This window comes from Lysobacter yananisis, from assembly GCF_031199375.1.
Lineage (GTDB): Bacteria > Pseudomonadota > Gammaproteobacteria > Xanthomonadales > Xanthomonadaceae > Lysobacter > Lysobacter yananisis.
In genome coordinates this window covers 4,584,567-4,601,417 of record NZ_CP133568.1, presented here as the reverse complement: position 1 = coordinate 4,601,417, position 16,851 = coordinate 4,584,567, and the positions used below count along the sequence as shown (strand labels likewise).

General features: G+C 67.9%; 21 protein-coding genes and 1 riboswitch. Of the genes, 14 read left to right on the top strand and 7 right to left on the bottom strand.

Going from position 1 to position 16,851, the window contains the following annotated elements:
• Positions 1 to 32 precede the first annotated feature (32 nt).
• From RDV84_RS19315 to RDV84_RS19260, 13 genes are all read left to right on the top strand, one after another.
• Positions 33 to 263, top strand: a complete 231-nt coding sequence (locus tag RDV84_RS19315; protein WP_309151263.1) for a hypothetical protein — start codon at positions 33 to 35, stop codon at positions 261 to 263.
• A complete protein-coding gene (locus RDV84_RS19310) occupies positions 260 to 583 on the top strand; it encodes a hypothetical protein (protein WP_309151262.1) in 324 nt (107 codons plus the stop codon). The genes RDV84_RS19315 and RDV84_RS19310 overlap by 4 nt, the downstream gene beginning before the upstream one ends.
• Positions 584 to 692: 109 nt before the next feature.
• Positions 693 to 1,280, top strand: a complete 588-nt coding sequence (locus RDV84_RS19305) for a rolling circle replication-associated protein (protein WP_309151261.1) — start codon at positions 693 to 695, stop codon at positions 1,278 to 1,280.
• Positions 1,281 to 1,348: 68 nt separating this feature from the next.
• The gene (locus RDV84_RS19300) at positions 1,349 to 1,657 is read left to right on the top strand and encodes a hypothetical protein (RefSeq protein WP_309151260.1); all 309 of its coding nucleotides are present in this window, start codon (positions 1,349 to 1,351) and stop codon (positions 1,655 to 1,657) included.
• A 3-nt stretch (positions 1,658 to 1,660) separates the two neighbouring features.
• The gene (locus tag RDV84_RS19295) at positions 1,661 to 1,879 is read left to right on the top strand and encodes a hypothetical protein (protein WP_309151259.1); all 219 of its coding nucleotides are present in this window, start codon (positions 1,661 to 1,663) and stop codon (positions 1,877 to 1,879) included.
• Positions 1,880 to 1,900: 21 nt separating this feature from the next.
• The gene (locus RDV84_RS19290; RefSeq protein WP_309151258.1) at positions 1,901 to 2,176 is read left to right on the top strand and encodes a hypothetical protein; all 276 of its coding nucleotides are present in this window, start codon (positions 1,901 to 1,903) and stop codon (positions 2,174 to 2,176) included.
• Between the two features lie 390 nt (positions 2,177 to 2,566).
• Complete coding sequence (locus tag RDV84_RS19285) at positions 2,567 to 3,904, top strand: hypothetical protein (RefSeq protein ID WP_309151257.1); 1,338 nt, start codon at positions 2,567 to 2,569, stop codon at positions 3,902 to 3,904.
• On the top strand, positions 3,897 to 4,214 hold the full coding sequence (locus tag RDV84_RS19280) for a DUF2523 family protein (RefSeq protein WP_309151256.1): 318 nt from the start codon (positions 3,897 to 3,899) through the stop codon (positions 4,212 to 4,214). The genes RDV84_RS19285 and RDV84_RS19280 overlap by 8 nt, the downstream gene beginning before the upstream one ends.
• 1 nt (position 4,215) lies before the next feature.
• Positions 4,216 to 5,376, top strand: coding sequence for a zonular occludens toxin domain-containing protein (locus RDV84_RS19275; protein WP_309151255.1), 1,161 nt, complete (start codon positions 4,216 to 4,218; stop codon positions 5,374 to 5,376).
• A gap of 81 nt (positions 5,377 to 5,457) precedes the next feature.
• On the top strand, positions 5,458 to 5,775 hold the full coding sequence (locus RDV84_RS19270) for a hypothetical protein (protein WP_309151254.1): 318 nt from the start codon (positions 5,458 to 5,460) through the stop codon (positions 5,773 to 5,775).
• 126 nt (positions 5,776 to 5,901) lie between these two features.
• The gene (locus RDV84_RS19265) at positions 5,902 to 6,096 is read left to right on the top strand and encodes a hypothetical protein (protein ID WP_309151253.1); all 195 of its coding nucleotides are present in this window, start codon (positions 5,902 to 5,904) and stop codon (positions 6,094 to 6,096) included.
• Positions 6,097 to 6,482: 386 nt separating this feature from the next.
• Positions 6,483 to 6,914, top strand: coding sequence for a DUF4124 domain-containing protein (locus RDV84_RS26910; RefSeq protein WP_425606221.1), 432 nt, complete (start codon positions 6,483 to 6,485; stop codon positions 6,912 to 6,914).
• A gap of 755 nt (positions 6,915 to 7,669) precedes the next feature.
• Positions 7,670 to 7,894: a hypothetical protein gene (locus RDV84_RS19260; RefSeq protein WP_057947681.1), complete on the top strand. Its 225-nt coding sequence runs from the start codon at positions 7,670 to 7,672 to the stop codon at positions 7,892 to 7,894.
• 291 nt (positions 7,895 to 8,185) lie between these two features.
• Here the strand turns inward: RDV84_RS19260 and RDV84_RS19255 are convergent, their stop codons facing one another.
• The 7 genes from RDV84_RS19255 to crcB form a co-directional block, all read right to left on the bottom strand.
• Entirely contained in the window at positions 8,186 to 8,986 is an 801-nt protein-coding gene (locus RDV84_RS19255; protein ID WP_309151252.1) for a 2,3-dihydro-2,3-dihydroxybenzoate dehydrogenase, read from the bottom strand.
• Positions 8,983 to 9,831 carry a siderophore-interacting protein gene (locus RDV84_RS19250; RefSeq protein ID WP_250450405.1) on the bottom strand — a complete coding sequence of 283 codons (849 nt, stop codon included), beginning with the start codon at positions 9,829 to 9,831 and terminating at the stop codon, positions 8,983 to 8,985. Before RDV84_RS19250 ends, RDV84_RS19255 begins: the two co-directional genes overlap by 4 nt.
• Complete coding sequence (locus tag RDV84_RS19245; RefSeq protein WP_309151251.1) at positions 9,828 to 11,174, bottom strand: condensation domain-containing protein; 1,347 nt, start codon at positions 11,172 to 11,174, stop codon at positions 9,828 to 9,830. Before RDV84_RS19245 ends, RDV84_RS19250 begins: the two co-directional genes overlap by 4 nt.
• Positions 11,174 to 12,052, bottom strand: a complete 879-nt coding sequence (locus RDV84_RS19240; protein WP_309151250.1) for an isochorismatase — start codon at positions 12,050 to 12,052, stop codon at positions 11,174 to 11,176. Before RDV84_RS19240 ends, RDV84_RS19245 begins: the two co-directional genes overlap by 1 nt.
• A complete protein-coding gene (locus tag RDV84_RS19235) occupies positions 12,049 to 13,707 on the bottom strand; it encodes a (2,3-dihydroxybenzoyl)adenylate synthase (RefSeq protein ID WP_309151249.1) in 1,659 nt (552 codons plus the stop codon). Before RDV84_RS19235 ends, RDV84_RS19240 begins: the two co-directional genes overlap by 4 nt.
• Complete coding sequence (locus RDV84_RS19230; protein WP_309151248.1) at positions 13,704 to 14,999, bottom strand: isochorismate synthase; 1,296 nt, start codon at positions 14,997 to 14,999, stop codon at positions 13,704 to 13,706. Before RDV84_RS19230 ends, RDV84_RS19235 begins: the two co-directional genes overlap by 4 nt.
• Before the next feature lie 531 nt (positions 15,000 to 15,530).
• Positions 15,531 to 15,926 (bottom strand): fluoride efflux transporter CrcB, encoded by a 396-nt coding sequence (gene crcB / locus RDV84_RS19225; RefSeq protein ID WP_250450395.1) that lies wholly within the window; start codon positions 15,924 to 15,926, stop codon positions 15,531 to 15,533.
• Positions 15,927 to 16,018: 92 nt separating this feature from the next.
• A riboswitch (Fluoride riboswitch) is annotated at positions 16,019 to 16,097 on the bottom strand.
• Positions 16,098 to 16,355: 258 nt separating this feature from the next.
• Between crcB and RDV84_RS19220 the strand changes: the two genes are divergently transcribed.
• Positions 16,356 to 16,811, top strand: coding sequence for a CopL family metal-binding regulatory protein (locus tag RDV84_RS19220; protein ID WP_309151247.1), 456 nt, complete (start codon positions 16,356 to 16,358; stop codon positions 16,809 to 16,811).
• Positions 16,812 to 16,851 lie beyond the last annotated feature (40 nt).

Genomic DNA, 16,851 nt, shown 5'->3' with positions numbered 1-16,851 from the left:
GCCGTCGCCCCCCGGCCTACAGGGGGTAGGGGATGCAAACCGTCACGCGTCACGAAATTCTTCGCGGCCTGCTGCAAGAGGCCGTTGCGGGTGAAGCGATCCGCTACCGCATTCTTGAGCACGCTCGCCGCACCGTTGCGAGTCTCACCCCTGGCACTGTCGAGCATCATAACGCGGCTCGCGCAGCCGGCTTCTGCCTGGCGTCCTATCGCAACCAGCGCGACCTGGTCGGCAGCCTTTCTCGCCAGGTCGGCCTGCTGTGACCGCCGCCGCCGGCGTCCTCGCTCTCGGCTTCGCCGTCTGCGCCATCGTTCTCCTGTCGCGGGTCGCCGGCTTGCTCCGGCACCTGGCGACTCAACCGGAACGCGAGGCGTTGTGCCTGTCCACCGCGACGGCGCAGACCGGCGACCTTTCCGAAACGCGTCACGAAATTCAATCCGACGAATGGGGCGATTACGACTGCGGTGATTGCTGCGGGCCTAGTTGCCCTTGGTGCTGTGACCGCTTGGTTGCGGAGATGGGTTTCCCTTCGTACGTGCCTGGCTACGAACAGCGCGTGTTGAGCAAGAGCGCGCAGGCGTGACGTGGGATCAGGCCATGTCGAGCTACTGGATCAGCCGGAACTGTACGGTGTCGCGGATACGCGTCTACGCGACGCCTGGTCTGAGCTTCTCAGGCCCCGTCCCGCACATGTGTTCGCAACTCTCACTTTTCGACGCGAAAAGCACTTCCGCGACAAGCACAGCGGAAAAGTCGTCGCGGTCAACCGAACCGGCGCGAACGGTTCTATGCATCCAGAAGCGGCCGACAAAGCGTTTCGCTACTTCGTCAGCTGCCTCAATCGCGAAATCTACGGCCCCAAGTGGAACACGCGATGGCATCGCGGCATCCAGTGGGCGCGAGGTAGCGAGTTCCACAAGGACGGCCGGCTGCATTTCCACGCGCTGCTGTCCGCGCCCACGGCTGACCTTAACCACCTCATGTCCCGCTACGCCTGGCATGAGTGGTGGTACCGCGAGTTCGGCCGTAACCAGCTGGAGCAACCGCGATCACAGCACCAGGTCGCCGACTACGTAAGCAAATACGTCGTCAAAGACGGCTTGGTGGATCTGTCCCCGAATTTCGGAGCGTGGCAACCCGCACGCCCCGATTACGCAGCAGCACCGCAGCAAGGCGACCTGTCCGGGGTCGCGCACGACGAACCGGACACTGGCGGACTGATGCAAGCATCGCGCTGGGAGGGCACCAAGAGAGGACGGCCGAGCGGCCACGGTCCTTAGCTTGACCCTACCAGTCCGCCTGAAATTCGCAGCACCGACCACAACGACGACAGCCAAAGAGGCCAGACATGAATCTCATCGAAGCTCCCGTTATCACCATCGCCGGTCCCGCCCAGGTTCGCACCATCACCGACGCCAAGGGTTTCGCCAAGCAGCTGCACTTTCAGCCCGCCACGCTCGAAACCGCGCAGATGCGCGTGCAGATCGATCACGAGTTCGATACGCCCGATCAGGCCCTGGCGGTCGGCAGCAAGTGGCAGTGGGACGTGACCGCCGACCTGGTCCCCGGTCGCTACGGCCGCACCGACCTGGCCCGTCGCCGCACGCTGCGGCCGCTGGTCGAGGCCAAGCCCGCTCCGTCGCCCAAGGCGGCCTAAGCCATGGCGAACGCGTACTTCCTCGCCTGCAACGTCGAGGACTTCAACGAGGCGACGGGGGAGTGCGCGCACCCGTATTACGGCACCCCGCCGCAGTTCTTTCCCGTGTTGTCCGCTACCGACGGCGCTCTGATCGCCGGCGCTATCGGCGCCACGTGGACGCTTGGCGTTGTCGCAAGACTGCTGATCCGCACCGGACAGCAGGAAACCCACCGCTCGTAAGAGCCCAACAGAGGAAAACCCATGTTCAACAGCATCCGCTTCAACAGCTTCCCCAACACCGCCCGCCGCTATGGCGCCACCCTCTCCACCTTCGCCCGCAAGCACGCCGCCAAGATCGGCGTGGGCACCACCGCGCTCGCGGTCTCCGGCGCCGCCTCCGCCCAGGACTCGGGCATCGGCGCCGCCGCCCTCGCGGCCATCGGCGGCCTGAACGGCGACGTGAAGGCGATCCTGGTGATCCTGGTCGGCGTCGTCTTCATGTTCGTCCTGTACGGCTTCATCAAGCGCGCCAAGTAAGCGGCCGCCGTCATGTCTCGCGGATGCATGGAATGCGAGACCGAAGTGGATGCGTCGTTTTGTTCGCACTGCGGCCAGGAAACCGAGGAATTGGTTGAGTGCGAGCAATGCGGCGCTCTACACGTCGAGGGTGGTTGGTGCGTGTCCTGCGAACCGCCCGAGGAAGACAGGGCGGACTCGATGATGAATTGCGCAGGCTGCGGTGCGTTCAACGATGAGGGCGATGCGTTTTGCACCGAGTGCGGCGACCAACTTTGACCGGCGGTCTACACACACAGGGGCGGATTTCCGCCCCTCACTTTTTCGGAGGGAGTATGGACGGCTATTTCGTGATCGTCGCGTTCCTGGGCGCTCTCTGGCTCGCCTACGATGCGACCTGACATGCGCTGCGTGCCTCTGTCGATCGCGCTGGTGCTGCTCGCCTTGATGGCGCTCACGTGGCCTCAGGCGGTCGCGGCGCAGCAGCTGTGTGGCGCAAATTCCAATTGCGATGAAGGGCAGGCCCTGGTGGCCTGTCATGACAAGCTGGGCAGGCTTGAGACTGACTCGCCGCAGCTCAAGCCGTTTAGCAATAAGCAGTGCAAGCGTTCGGCTAACTCGACCGACGCACAGGGTCTTATCCAGGCGACGGCGACGTACGGCCAGCACAACGTTAATGGCCTTTTCGGCGAGTTCGCGTACAAGGCCAGTTGCGGTTCTCGTCCGCACGACAACCTGCTGGTGAATCACACGCTTCAGCCGCGGCCGCCCGGCTCTAACGTCTGCATACGCGGCTGTAGGCATTCTTCGGATGGCCAGGCCGGCTTGTGCTGGACGGAAACGGAAGGTCCGCGACCTGGCTATTACTGCACGTACGACATGACGCCAACCGGTACGACATGCGATCCCACAGACGATGGTGATGGCGAAGAGGTGCCCCCGGACAAGGAGTGCACGGCCGGCCAGGTTCGCCTGCTGAACGGCAAGTGTGGCGACCAAGGCGATTGCCCCGTGGGGCAGCATAAGGTGAATGGAAAGTGTGAGCCGGTAGGGCAGTGCCCCACAGGCAAAATCAAGGCCCCGGATGGGTCCTGCGTCGACGAGGGATGCCCGGCCGGCCAGGCCAAGGGCAAGGACGGTACGTGCAAGCCGGACGGCGACGGCGACGGCGATCCCGACGACGGCGAGGACACCGGCACGTTCTCCGGCGGCGAGGATTGCAAGGTCCCGCCCGAGTGCAGCGGCGACAACATCCTGTGCGGCATGGCGCGCATCCAGTGGCGCATCGATTGCAACACCCGGAAAAACCGCACGGTCACCGGCGGCCATGGCTGTAGCTCCGGAGACGTGCCGATCTGCACGGGTGAGAAGTGCGACGCACTCGAATACGCCCAGCTGCTGCAGCAATGGCGTGCCGCGTGCAATACGCGTACCAGTGGCGGCGGATCTGCGGATGCGCAACCGGCCTGGACAAAAGTGACGGGTGACGGAAGTGGTGGCGGCCCTGAGCCTGGCGGTGTGACCCGTGTGATAGGGCAGGGCATCGATGGGAGGCTTGATTCGTCTGGCCTGTTCGGCGGCTCCGGCCAATGCCCGCGACTCGGCGCAATCGATCTGGGCGACTACGGTTCTTTCGACCTGGACAGCGAGCCGTGGTTCTGCGACCTGCTCGCTATGACGCGGTGGATTCTCAAACTCGTCGGCGCGTTCATCGCGCTCGGCATACTGCTGGGGTGGCGCCTTGGATAGCATCATTATCAAGTGGGTCGGCACGTTGATCACCGCGCTGAAACTCGGCGCGGCGAGCATCGCGGGCCGCATCTTCGCCGGCATGGGGCTGACGTTCGTGAGCTTCACCTACGCGTTGCCGGCGGTGAAGAGTTGGCTTGCGCAGCAAGCGCAGGGCCTGGGACCGCAGGCGATTCAGTTGCTTTCGGCCACCGGCGTGGACGTGTTTATGACGCTGATCATCTCCGCGCTCGTTGCGCGAATCGGGATGAAGACGGTTCTGATGCTGACCTCGCAACTCGAATCGATGATCAACCAGGCGGGAGGCTAGGATGATCTACCAATGGACTGGGCAACCCGGCCACGGCAAGACGCTGCACGCGCTTGACCAGGCCATCGATTTTCGTGACGCGGGACGGTTGGTGTACGTCTGCAACGTCCGCAATTTCGATCACGGCAAGGCCAGGATGCTGCCGCTTGAGCCTGCGCAGTTCAAGGACTGGATGAACGCCACGCCTGAGGGCTGCGTGATCCTGGTTGATGAGTGCTATGAGCACGACATGCTGACCAAGCGGTCTCCTGGCTCGAAGGTGCCGGAGCACGTCAAGGAGCTCGCGAAGCATCGCCACACCGGCCGCGATTTCATCTTCGTGTGCCAGTCGCCGTCCAAGCAAATGGACGAGTTTGTGCACGACAACATCGAGCGGCACACGCACGTGCGTCGCCGCTTCGGTCTTCCGTTCGCGCATCTGCGTATCTTCGACCGCTACGAGCGCAACCCGGAAAAGGCGCACCCGCTGATTCTCAAGCGGGTCAAGCTGCCCCGTAGGCCGATGGGCTTGTACGAGTCCACCGTCCTCGATACCACTGAGCGCAAGGTGCCGTGGTACTACCCTGCTGCAGCGATTCTCGCCGTGGTGATCCTGGTCGGCGGTTACATGACCGCCAGCCGCGTCAACAGCCGTTTCTCACCGGACGCAAAGCCTGTCGCGGCAGGAGCAAGCGGGCGCGGCAACGGAGCGTCAGCGACGGTGCCGCGTACGCTTAGCGAGGAACGCAAGGGCAGTGCACCCGTGTATGACACGGCGGGCGACTACGCCAAGGCCCACCTGCCCAGGTTCGCCACAATGCCCTGGACGGCGCCCGTCTACGATCACCGTTCGATCACCGCTGACCCGCAGTTGCTCTGCATGTCCTCCGGCGCCGGCGTCGATGCCGATGGCGTCGAGCATCCCGAAAGCTGTCGTTGCGTCACTGAGCAAAACACGGTGTATGCGATCAGTCAGGGCGAGTGCATGCGCATCGCCCGCGATGGCCCGGTCTACAACCCGTACAAGCAACGAGCCACCGCGAATAGTGACGAGAAACGGAATTCGTCCGATGCCGGCAAGCCGTCGGAGCCCGACGCAATCCCTGCGGCCACTGCGGTGATGAGCGCGCCCCAGGTTGCCGGCTACGGCGCGATTGGAGTCGGCAGTCCGGTAAATAAGTGACGCGTCACTTATAACGTAATGTCATTAGACTTAAGTGACGCGTCACGTTAATACGGCATCAGTCCGAAGGAGCGCCCACGCATGAAGCACGCAAACGACCCAGGCACTATCGAGATGTTCGACGCCCCCAAGCGTCGCGGTCGGCCGCCGCAGGGCAAGCAAGCATTGACGCCTGCCGAGCGGGCCAGGCGCTACCGCCGCAAGCGCGTTGATCGCTTCGGCGACGTTCTCGAACGGCCGGAAGAAGCTACGGTTCAAGCCATCTGCATGGCGCTCGCCGATCTGTCCAGGCATGCCAAGGATGATCCGGCCAGCATTCTTGGCTACAAGCTGGTGGCGGAACTTTCCCGCCGCTTTCCTGACCCGTTCGCTAGCCTCGCCAGCAAGAGGAAAAAGTGATGAGTCACGAAATTCTTAGCCGCGCCCTAGCTCTCGCTCTCATTGTCCTCGGTCTGTACGTTTTCTCGTTCTTTGTCCGTTGGGAACTTCACAATCTCCACGAACACACGCGCCAGGGGAATCGTGATGAGTGACGAAATTGACGAAGCCTCGATGATGCTGCCGTACGAGTATCCGTACGGCGACGCTATCGACCAGGCTATGCGCGAGATTGATGCGGTAGCGTCACGCATCCCCGATTTCGGTCTGCCCTGGGTCGACAAGCGCGAGATGGTCAAGATTCGTGCGATCCTGCAGCGCCTCCTCGCTGGTAACCCGTAGGGGTATTCCAGGCAAACCGCTTCACCCGCGCCTGCGCCTGGTCCGAACGGGGCAGGGGATAGGACTCTTCGCAGAGGGTGACCGACCGGGACCACCCCTCCCCGCAAAACCGCTTTTCAGGAGGCTTCATGGACTGGCCGCTACTGATTTACACGTTTCTCGCTGGCTACCTGGTGGCCGCGTTCCCCGCCTGGCTCCGCGCACGCCGGCGTGAACTGTTGATCGAGCGGTTGTCCTGGCTCCTGGACGATGCGCGCCGTGCCCAGGCTCCGCCTCCAGCGGATCCGCCACCGCCAGGCCCGAAGGTCTGGACGCGCACATGAGAGAAAGGCCCCCGGTTGGGGGCCTTTTCGTTATGCGCTACCCTTCCCGCACAGGGGGAAGGTATGAAGCCAGGGATTGCGTTGCTGCTCTTGCTGTGCTCGCTGCAGGCGAGCGGCCAGGCGGTTTACAAGTGCGTAGGGAAGGGCGGGGCCGTCTCCTACCAGAGCGAGCTTTGTGACAACGGCAGGCCGGCGAAGGCCTGGGCGGCCACCCCAGAGCCGGAGCCCACGGCCGCGCAACTCCGAGCTCGCCAGTGGGCACAGCAACGGGCGCAGGCCGAATCGCGGGAGCTGGCCGCCAGGGCCGGGCGTGCGCCTGGTGCGTTCCGCCCCGGCCGGGGTAGCGCTCAAGGCGCGGCCATCCCTATCGGCGGTAGCGCCTGCGCAAAGGCTCGCGCGGATCGCGATGCCTGGACGAGAGGTCCAGATTCGTTGCAAGCCGGCATCGACACTCGCCGCGGCTGGGATGACTACGTGTGGAACGCGTGCAAATGAAAAGGCCCCCAATCGGGGGCCTTTTCGTTACGCGTGGCGGAATAGCTGGGTGTGCCTGTAGATCCATCGGTCTACCTGGTCGGGACTCGCCCAGTCACCTGCAGGTGATACGAGCCTGGCTCCTGCGAGCTTCCAGCCCGCCCAGGGGCCGAACAGCGGCGTGTGGTTGTAGATCACGCGGCGGTGTAGCTGTGCCGCGCAGTTGTTCGGGCACGGGCGGCCCTCAGGCCAGCACGGCGGGCGTTCGATCATGGTGACCTCCTGTCGTTGCGAGCGTGTCCAGCATCGCCAGGAGACGCCGCACCAGGCGCGACCACCGGTCGAGGAACAAGCGGCGCCGCATCAGGCCCCACAGTCCGTAATTTCGCATAATGTGTATTATGTTATTATTTGTGCGGCTAGTGCAGCGCATCGGCCCTTCGGACGCCTACGCGGACTGTTGTGGCGTGAGCAGATGGAACTCTATAGGCAAGGCTTCGCCTCGCGCCGCCAAGCCGAAGCTGCTTCGTAATCCGCCTCCCCAGCACACGCCGGCTGCTTGAAATCCGGCCGTCACGACCGCCCTCAGCCGTCCAGAATTCACGCTGGCGGGCTTCATTGCTCGCACCAGCGTCGACGGCCCAACCGTAAGGTTGCCGAAAGGTACGACAGCGGCCTCATCGCCCAGTCTGTGCGCAACCGCCGGCCAGGACGACACCGGCGAGCGGCCCGCAGGATGTGCGGGCGAGCGTCGTCTGCTCAACGAGGATCCGATCATGGCTAGCATCGATTACGCCGGTTACGGCGTGTGGAACAGCACCAACGACGTCACCAGCAAGGTCCGCCAGCAGTACAGCGCCGGCCAGCGCACCTTCATCGCCAACAACGGCGATTACGGCGATCCGTCGCCGGGCGATCGCAAGTACCTGTACATCGTCTGGAACAGCTCCGACAGCGGCGTGGTCGGCGAGGATGACAGCCGCGGCATCACCGTGCCGTAAGTGCAGGCTTCGCCTCGGTAGATTTCGCATAACGCGAAGATCACGGAATCTCACGAGCGCCGGTCGGTATGACCGGCGCTCGTGTGTTAGGCCTTTCACTGGCTCGCGTGCGCGCTTCCATGCGCACGGCCTCAGCGGCCGCCAGCCCTTGCTCTATCCGGGATCGCGTCAACGCCAACAACGACGACTCGTGCAACCCGTTTCAGCAACGAAACATCACGCTACGGTTCGCCGTTGGCGGAATTTCGACGCGCGGCTCCCCTTGCCCGCCGCCCCGCCCGGCGCCAAGCCTCAAGCATCCAACGTCGCCCCGCCGTCCACGCGCAGATCGTGCAGGGTGATGTGGCGCGCACGGTCCGACAACAGGAAGCAGACCGCCTCGGCCACGTCGTCGGGCTCGGCGATGCGGCCGAGCGGAATGCCGATGCGGAAGCGCTCGCCGTCGCCGCGCAGGATCCGCTCGCGCGCCGCTTCATCGGCGGCGAAGGCGCGCTGCATGGCGGTGTCGGTGGAACCGGGCGAGACGATGTTGCAACGCACGCCGCACGGCGCGAGTTCCAATGCCAGGCAACGCAGGTACTGGGTCGCCGCGGCTTTCGAGGCGGCATAGGCCGACATGCCGGTGCGCGGCGCGGCGGCCGCGTTGGAACCGACCGCGACGATGCTGCCGACGCGGCGCTCGCGCATGCGCGAAGCGACGGCGCGAGTGGTGGCGAACACGCCGCGGGCGTTGACCGCCATGCACGCATCCCAGTCGTCGGGATCCAACTCGACCGCCGCGCCGACGCGCAGGATGCCGGCGACATGCGCCAGGTGCGCGATCGGCCCCAGTTCGTCCTCGATCCGCGCCACCGCCGCCTCGACCGCGCCGATATCGGCGACATCGCAGGCCTGCGCCAGCACCTGCGCCCCCTGCCCGCGCAGCGCCAGCGCCGTCGCCTGCAATCGCGCCTGGTCGCGATCCATCAGCGCCAGCCGCGCGCCCTCCCCCGCCAGCCGCGCCGCCGTCGCCGCGCCGATCCCCTGCGCCGCGCCGACCACCAGGGCGACGCGCCCGGCGAACTCCCCTGCCCCGTCTTGTCGCGCGTTCACGCCGACGCCCCCTGCAACGCGTCGGCCTGCGCTTCGAATTCATCCATGATCCGGTGGCGCTCGTCGTGGTAGCGCTCCTCGTCCCAACGGTCTTTCCAATACGGAACCGCGTACATCATCGCGCGCGGCACGCCGCGTTCGCGCGCGAGCAAATCGCGGATCGCCACCACCTGCGCGCTTTCGCCGGCCAAGGTCGCCGACACCGTTTCGCCGTCGTGCCACGGCAGTTCGCGCACCGCCTCCAACAACCGCCGGCTCGCGCCGGCCGGGGCGCCGTCGCGCGAGAACCAGCGCGCCTGCAGCCGCGGATGCGCGGGCAAGGGCTGGATCTCGCCGGCATCGGGCGCTTCCAGCAAGGCATCGATGCGCGCGTGCGCCGGCAATTGCGCGATCACCGCGCAGATCAAGGCGTAGCTGCTGGGATCGCCGACCAGCAGATGGCGGCCGGCCTGCGCGCGGAACAGCGCCGGCCCGCCCGGACCGGCCACGCCGAGCGCATCGCCCGGCCGCGCCGCGGCGGCCCAGCGCGAGGCCGGGCCGTCGTCGCCGTGCAGCACGATGTCGATGTCGAGCTCGGCCGCGGCCGGATCGATCCGCGCCACGGTGTAGGTGCGCACCGCCGGCCGCGCCGCGCCGGGCGGCCACACCGGCCCGTGTTCGCCGAACTCCGGCAACACCGGCGTCTGCCCGGCCTCGGCCGGCAGAAACAGCTTGATGTGCGCGCCTTCGCTGCCGGCCGGAAAGCCGTCGAGCTCGCGCCCGCCGACGGTGATCCGGCGCATCCGCGCGGTGCGCTGGGCGATGCGCAACACCCGCAGCAGGCGCGCGCGTGGACGCGCGCTCATGCGGCCTCGCGCGCGAGCGCGCTGTGCAACTGGTCCAGGCGCAATGAGGAATCCGCCAGCGCCGCCCGCATCGTCGCGACCAGGGCGCGATGGTGCGCGTCCAGCGTCGCCGCGTCGTAGGCCTGCGGATTGGCCTCGATATCGAAGCGGGCGCCGTCGGCCAGCGGCGACACGGTCAGGTCGAGATCCTCGACCGAGCCCACCGATACCGGGTGCGCGCGGCTGCGCAGGCCGTCGAACACGAAGCCGCGATCGAACGGCATCAGGTTGAGCACCGGCCCGTACAGTTGCGCGTGGCTGTCGCCCAGGCCGAGGTCCTGGCGCAGCCATTCGTAGTTGTAGCGCTGATGCGGGCGCAGTTCGCGCAATTCGGCGGCGACCGCGCGCGCCAGTTCGGCGAAGCTCCACTGCGGCTGCAGGCGCAGGCGCAGCGGCACCACGTTCATGCCCATGCACGGCACGCCCAGCGCCGCCGAGCCGAGCCGGTTCATCACCAACAGCCCCAGCGAAATCGCGTCGCTGCCGCTGCGCGCGCGCATCCAGGCGAACACCGCGGCGATCAGCCACGCCGACCAGTCCACGCCGATCGCGCGCGCCGCGTGATGCCAGCGCTGGTGCTCGCCGGCCGGCAGCTGCAGGCGCGAAGAACGCGCGCTGTCGTCGGGCGCGCACTTGGGCCCGAGCGTGACCGGTTCGGCGCGATCGGCGCAGCGCTGCAGCCAGAACTCGCGGCTGCGCGCGGATTCGGGCGACGCGCGATAGCGCGCTTCCTCGGCGACCAGCGGCGCAAGCGACCAGTCGCGCGCGGCTGCCGCCGCGCGGCCGCCGGTCCGGGCCGAATACAACTCGGCGACGCGGTGGATCAGCAGCAGATAGGCGAAGCCGTCGAGCGCGATATGGTGCGCGCGCAAGTACCACAGGTGGCGCTGCGCGCCCAGGCGGATCAGCGCGGTCGCGAACAGCGGGCGCCGGGCCAGGTCGGCCGGGCGCAGTAGGTCCTCGCGCATCCAGCGCCAGGCGCTGTCCCAGGGCCGGTCGCAGCCGGCGTAGTCTTCGCGGCCGATCACCACGCTGCGCGATTCGCGTAAGCGCTGGACGACATCGATGCCCTCGCCTTCGTAGCGCATGTGCAGCGCGTCGCAGGCCTGCAAGGTCTCGCGGATCGACGCTTCCAGCGCCGCCTCGTCGAGCGGGCCTTCCAACTCCACGGCTTCGGCGGTCCACAACGCCGGACTGTCGGGGTCGAGTTGTTGCGCCGACCACATGCCCAGTTGCGGGCCGGTGAGCGGCAGCGATAGTGCGTCGTCCGACGCCAGGCTGTCGGACCTCAGGCTCCCCGACATCAGGCCGCCCGCCGCTGCTGGATCAGTTCCCACCATTGCGCCACGCTGCCGCGCTCTGCCAGTTCGACCAGACCGATGCGCTCGCCGCGCGCCGACCAACGCTCCAGCAGGGTCATCATCCGGATCGAATCCAGCCCGGCCTCGAAGGGATTGTCGTCGGCGCCGATCTCGGCGAGCGGACGCTCCATGATCAACGCCAGTTCGGTGCGCAGCGCGGTCAGGCTCGCGGGCAGGCCGGCGCCGTCGGCCAGCGCCTGCGCGCAGTCGGCGCGGCCGAGCACCACGCCGCAGCGGCGCGACACGTAATCCAGCGCCATCTGGTGTTCTTGCGCGGAAAAATCGGCCAGCGCGTCGGCGACCAGGAACGGCTGGATGTCGTGCATGAAGGCGTCGGCCACGGTCATCATGCAGCCGATGTGGGCGTAGATGCCGCAGACGATGAGCTGATCGCGGCCTTGTTCCTGCATCCGCTGGCGAAGATCGCTGGAGACGAAGGCGCTGTAGCGCCACTTGGTCAACACGGTGTCGTGCGGGCGCGGCGCGATCGGCGCGGCGACCGGCGCCAGTTGCGGCTGGGCGGTGATGCCCGGGCCCCACCACGGCTGCAGCAGGCCACGCTGCTGCGCGCTCTGCACCGGCGGCTGGGCGGTGTAGACCACCGGCACGCCGGCATCGTCGCAGGCGTCGCGCAGCGCGCGCACGTTCTCCAGCAACTGCGGCACCGGCGCCTGGGTCTGATCGTAGAACGCCAGGAAATACTCCTGCAGGTCGTGGATCAGCAGCACCGCGCGCGCGGGCTCCGGGCGCCAGTCGACCCGATTGGACGGCCACTGCTGCGGGCCGGGCATGGGATAGGTCGCGATCTTGGGAATGGTCATGGCGAGACTTCGACGGTAGCGGATTCGGGAAAGGAAGCGACGGCCGGCGGCGCGAAGCGCGCGCGCAAGGCCTTCTTGTCGATCTTGCCGACCGCGGTGCGCGGCAACTCGGCCAGGAATTCGACGCGGTCGGGAATCTTGTAGGCGGCGATGCCGCGTTCGCGCAGGAACTGGGCCAACTCGCGCGGCGTGGCCTGGGCCGGCTCGCGCAGCGTCACGAACGCGCAGGACTTCTCGCCGAGGAAGCGGTCGGGCATCGCCACCAGCGCGGCGTCGAACACCGCCGGATGCGCCAGCAAGTAGCCCTCGATCTCCTCGGCCGCGATCTTTTCGCCGCCGCGATTGACCTGATCCTTGGCCCGGCCCTCGACGATCAGATGCCCGCTGGCGAGCCGGCGCACGCGGTCGCCAGTGCGATAGAAGCCGTCGGCGGTGAACGCGCGCGCGTTGTGCGCTTCGGCGCGGTAGTAGCCGCGGATCGTGTACGGCCCGCGGGTCAGCAGATGGCCGATCCCGCCGGGCGCGACCTCGACGTCTTCGTCGTCGACGATGCGGATCTCGTCGTCGTCGCTGATCGGCCGTCCCTGCGTGCCCAGCACGAATTCCTCGCCGTCCTCGTCGCGGGTGTAGTTGACCAGCCCTTCGGCCATGCCGAACACCTGCTGCAGGCGGCAACCGAACGCCGCCGGCACGCGCCGGGCGACATCGCCGGCCAGGTGCGCGCCGCCGATCTGGATGCAGCGCAGGCTGTCCAGGTCGTAGCGCGCCCGCGCGCGCGAATCCAGCCACGCCAGCGCCAGGGCCGGCACCAGCGCGGCCAGGGTGACGCGCTCGCGCTGGATCAGGGCGAAGCACGATTCGGCGTCGCCCTGCCGCGCCAGCACCACGCAGCCGCCGGCATGGAACACGCCGAGCGCGCCGGGCGAGCTCATCGGGAAATTGTGCGCGGCCGGCAAGACGCACAGGTAGACGGTCTCGCCGTCCAGGCCGCAGATGCGCGCGCTCTCGCGCACGCTGTACAAATAGTCGTCGTGGGTGCGCGGGATCAGTTTGGGCACGCCGGTGCTGCCGCCGGACAACTGCAGGAAGGCGAACTCGGCCGCGTCCGGGCCGTCGCCTTGCAGCGGTTCGTCGAGCAACGCGTGGAAGGCGTGGAATTCCTCGGCCTCGCCGATCACGACCACCTCGCGCAGGCCGGTATGTTCGCCGCTCAGTTCGCGGATCATCGCGCGGCAATCGAAGCCGCCGTCGCGGTCGGCGATCACGCAGGCGCGTACGTCGGCGTGGCCGACGAAATAGCCGATCTCGGCGCGGCGATGCGCCGGCAGCGCGAACACCGGCAGTGCGCCGAGCAGGAACAGCGCGTGGCAGGCGACGTAGTATTCGCCGATGTTCGGCAGTTGCAGCAGCACCCGGTCGCGCGGCGCGACGCCGATGCGGCGCAGGCCCGCGGCGAATCGGCGCGCGTCGCGATCCAGTTGCGCGTAGCTCCAGCGCCGTTCACCGCATACCACGGCGGTGCGTTCGGGATGTTCGCGCGCGCCGCGGGCCAGGCCGGCGTAGAGGTTCTCGCCGATCCAGTAACCGCGCTCGCGATAACGCGCGGCGAATTCGTCCGGCCAAGCCACGCAGCCGTCCAGCGGCGCGGCGTTCATGCCCTGCCCTCGGCCTCGGCCACGTGCGCCAGCCCCATCGCGCCGAGCATGGTGCGCAGCTTGGCCGTGGTCTCGGCCAGTTCGGCCTCCGGCTGCGAGCCGGCGACGATGCCGGCGCCGGCGAACACCGTCGCGCGATGTTCCTCGACCAGGGCGCAGCGGATCGTCACCGCCCATTCGCCGTCGCCTTCGCTGTCGCACCAGCCGACCAGGCCGGTGAACAGGCCGCGGTCGTAGCCTTCCAGTTCGCGGATCGTGCGCCGCGCCGGTTCGGTCGGATAGCCGCACACCGCCGGGGTCGGATGCAGCGCCAGCGCCAGCCGCAGCGAACTGGTCGCCGGATCGCGCAGCACGCCGTCCACGCGCGTGGACAGATGCCACATGGTCGGCGTGGCCAATAGCGAAGGCGCGGCCGGCACCTGCAGTTCGCGGCAGAACGGGCGCAGCGCCGCGGCCACGTCCTCGATCACCAGCGCGTGTTCGTGCAGGTCCTTGGCCGACTGCAGCAGGCCCTCGGCGCGGCGGCGGTCTTCGTGCGGATCGGCGCTGCGCGGGATCGAACCGGCCAGCGGATTCGACACGATCCGCGCGCCGCGCTTGGACAGCAGCAACTCGGGGCTGGAACCGATCAGGCAGGCGGCCGGACCGCCGGCGCCGGCCAGATCCATGGCGAAGGTGTAGGCCGACGGCGCGCGCGCCAGCAACTGCGCGAGCAATTGCGCCACCTCGACCCGCGCATCGATGCGCAGGCTGCGCGACATCACCACCTTGCGCAGCCCGCCGTCGTGGATGCGTTGCAGCGAGCGCTCGACGTTGCGCTTGAACTGCGCCGGCGCAGGCACCGGCTGGACGTTCGGCTCGATTCGGTCCGCGTGGCGGGCCTCGCCGTGGACGGCGCCGCGGTGGCGCGCGCGCCCGGCCGCGAACGCGGCCTGCGCCGGCACCCACAGCCGCGCGGGCTGGCCGCCTTCGAACGGCACCGCGCCGAGCAGCGGCAAGCGCCCGGCTTCGGCCGCGACCTGCGCCAGCAAACGCTCGCTGGCGCTGGCGAGATCGTCGTCGCTGGCGCGCGTCAACGGCTGCAGCACGCCGCGCGCATGCAGCTGCGTGTGGCTGGAGGAGAACAGCGAATCGTGCGCGCGGTAGCTCGACAGCAAGGCCGGCGCGGCTGAAGTTTCGGCCGGCTCATGGCTCGACGCGGAGGCGTCGAAGCCGCCGATTCCGGATTCGCCCGCGTTGGATTCGCTGGCGGGAACCGGCGCGAGCGGCGCCAATTGGGCTTCTTCGCTCATCGCCGCGCTCCTGCGCGCGCGCCGGCGCGATCGCCGCGAGGATCGCGGAAGCAAGAAGGCGAGAAACGGAAAGCTGGCGTCGCGCAAGCCGCGCGGGAGAATGCGTTCAAGGGGCACCTGCAGGCTCTGGGGTCGAGAGCTTGCGGGCGGGAACGCCGGCTGGCCGGAAATGGACGAGCCGTGAGTACGTCGTCCGTGTGAGTGGGAATTATGCCACTTGCGCTGGGCCGGGCAAGCGCTTGCGCGCCGCGCGCGGGATGAACGAAATCGCGCGTACGGCCGCGTGCGCGCTTACGCCGGACGCCGTTGTCGGTTCAAGCCAGCGCGATGCGATAAGCATCACAGCCGTACAAATATGGTTTGCGACGCTTATCGCGCTTTCACTAACCCGACATGCATCCGCAAACCATTGCGCCGACCGCGAGCGACCTGCGTCGGCGCGCTGATGTTGCAACAGCCGTCATCGCCAAGCCAGCGCACCGCCGCGGTGCTCGCGCCTCTCGCGCACAGACAGACGCAAGCGCACCGCGTTCATGCCGCCGCGCCCGCCAGCCACCGCAACAGTCCGCGCACCGCCATCACCCCGGCCAGCGTCGCCAGCAGCGAAGCGCCGACATGCGCGGCGACGATCGCGCCGGCCCAGCCGTACTCGCCGCGCAACAGCAGACTGGATGTCTCGGCCGAGAACGTCGAAAACGTGGTCAGGCCGCCGAGAAAGCCGGTGGTCAGTGCCAGCCGCAAGGCCAGCGGCAGGGTTTCGTATTGGGCGAACACCGCCATCAACACGCCCATCAACAACCCGCCCAGGGCGTTGGCGGCCAGGGTGCCCATCGGAACGGTCGGGAACAGCGGGTTCAGGGCCAGGCCGAGCCACCAGCGCAACAACGCGCCCAGGCCCGCGCCGATGAAGATGCTCACAGCCGACATGCCATCCACGCGCTCGGACTCCTCACGGTTTGCAGGGAGCGCGCGCGGCGGGTATCGACTGGACGGCGACACGCCTGCGCACCCGCGCTCCGGGGTGGGCAGGCATCATCAGCCTTGGCGGCGGTTCGCCTGTCGCGACAGGACCGGAGGAATGCCATCTCCGCCGGTCATGCTACCGCAGCGGCAAATCCGCGAACAAGCGCGGACGCAGCGCCGGTCGCCCCGCTCCCGGCGCTGCCGGCGGCGAGCGAAGCGATGGTGTCGCGAAGCCTCGGCGACGCGCCGAAATGAACGCCGCACGCAACCTTCCCACTCAGGAAGGTTGCACCCTCGCCGGCCATTGCGTGCACAATGATGTTCGTTCGACCGCGAGACCGCGTCCCGCCGCCGTTCGCCGCTCCCATCGCATCCACTGCCCCGCTCTCGCGCATGTCCTTTCTTTCGCTGCTGCTGCGCCTGTCGCTGATCGTCGCGTTGAGCCTCAACGGCTATGCGTCGGCGGCGATGATCGCCAGCGGCGGCCACGCGATGGGCCCGCATACGGCGATGGCGGCCGCGCCCGCCGCGGGCCCGGCGATGGCCGATTGCCACGAAGGCATGGACCTGCCGGCGATGGCGCATGCCGATGGCCCGATGCAGCATCACGGCGCCGCGCCCGGCTCCATGCCCGATTCCACGCCGCACCCCGGCGACCCGGCCGCCCCGCATGAGGGCGACTGCTGCGGCAAGTTCGCTTGCCAGTGCGATTGCCTGCAGGCCGCCAGCATCGCCCACGCGGTCGTGCCGTTGCCGCCGCGCCTGGACGAAATCGCGCCGGCGCTGCCGAACGCGCACGCGCCGCCCAGCGGCGTGCTGAGCCTGCCGATCCGCCCGCCCATCGCCTGATTCGCGACCGCCGGCCCTGCGCCGGCCCACGGCCGTACGC

Bases quoted from the DNA above. Each gene is read 5' to 3' on its own strand.
- RDV84_RS19315 (WP_309151263.1), top strand. From the start codon at position 33: ATGCAAACCGTCACGCGTCACGAAATTCTTCGCGGCCTGCTGCAAGAG.
- RDV84_RS19265 (WP_309151253.1), top strand. From the start codon at position 5,902: ATGAGTGACGAAATTGACGAAGCCTCGATGATGCTGCCGTACGAGTAT.
- RDV84_RS19235 (WP_309151249.1), bottom strand. From the start codon at position 13,707: ATGAACGCCGCGCCGCTGGACGGCTGCGTGGCTTGGCCGGACGAATTC.
- RDV84_RS19240 (WP_309151250.1), bottom strand. From the start codon at position 12,052: ATGACCATTCCCAAGATCGCGACCTATCCCATGCCCGGCCCGCAGCAG.
- crcB (WP_250450395.1), bottom strand. From the start codon at position 15,926: ATGTCGGCTGTGAGCATCTTCATCGGCGCGGGCCTGGGCGCGTTGTTG.
- RDV84_RS19245 (WP_309151251.1), bottom strand. From the start codon at position 11,174: ATGTCGGGGAGCCTGAGGTCCGACAGCCTGGCGTCGGACGACGCACTA.
- RDV84_RS19295 (WP_309151259.1), top strand. From the start codon at position 1,661: ATGGCGAACGCGTACTTCCTCGCCTGCAACGTCGAGGACTTCAACGAG.
- RDV84_RS19290 (WP_309151258.1), top strand. From the start codon at position 1,901: ATGTTCAACAGCATCCGCTTCAACAGCTTCCCCAACACCGCCCGCCGC.
- RDV84_RS19300 (WP_309151260.1), top strand. From the start codon at position 1,349: ATGAATCTCATCGAAGCTCCCGTTATCACCATCGCCGGTCCCGCCCAG.
- RDV84_RS19260 (WP_057947681.1), top strand. From the start codon at position 7,670: ATGGCTAGCATCGATTACGCCGGTTACGGCGTGTGGAACAGCACCAAC.
- RDV84_RS19250 (WP_250450405.1), bottom strand. From the start codon at position 9,831: ATGAGCGCGCGTCCACGCGCGCGCCTGCTGCGGGTGTTGCGCATCGCC.
- RDV84_RS19220 (WP_309151247.1), top strand. From the start codon at position 16,356: ATGTCCTTTCTTTCGCTGCTGCTGCGCCTGTCGCTGATCGTCGCGTTG.
- RDV84_RS19230 (WP_309151248.1), bottom strand. From the start codon at position 14,999: ATGAGCGAAGAAGCCCAATTGGCGCCGCTCGCGCCGGTTCCCGCCAGC.
- RDV84_RS19270 (WP_309151254.1), top strand. From the start codon at position 5,458: ATGAAGCACGCAAACGACCCAGGCACTATCGAGATGTTCGACGCCCCC.
- RDV84_RS19275 (WP_309151255.1), top strand. From the start codon at position 4,216: ATGATCTACCAATGGACTGGGCAACCCGGCCACGGCAAGACGCTGCAC.
- RDV84_RS26910 (WP_425606221.1), top strand. From the start codon at position 6,483: ATGAAGCCAGGGATTGCGTTGCTGCTCTTGCTGTGCTCGCTGCAGGCG.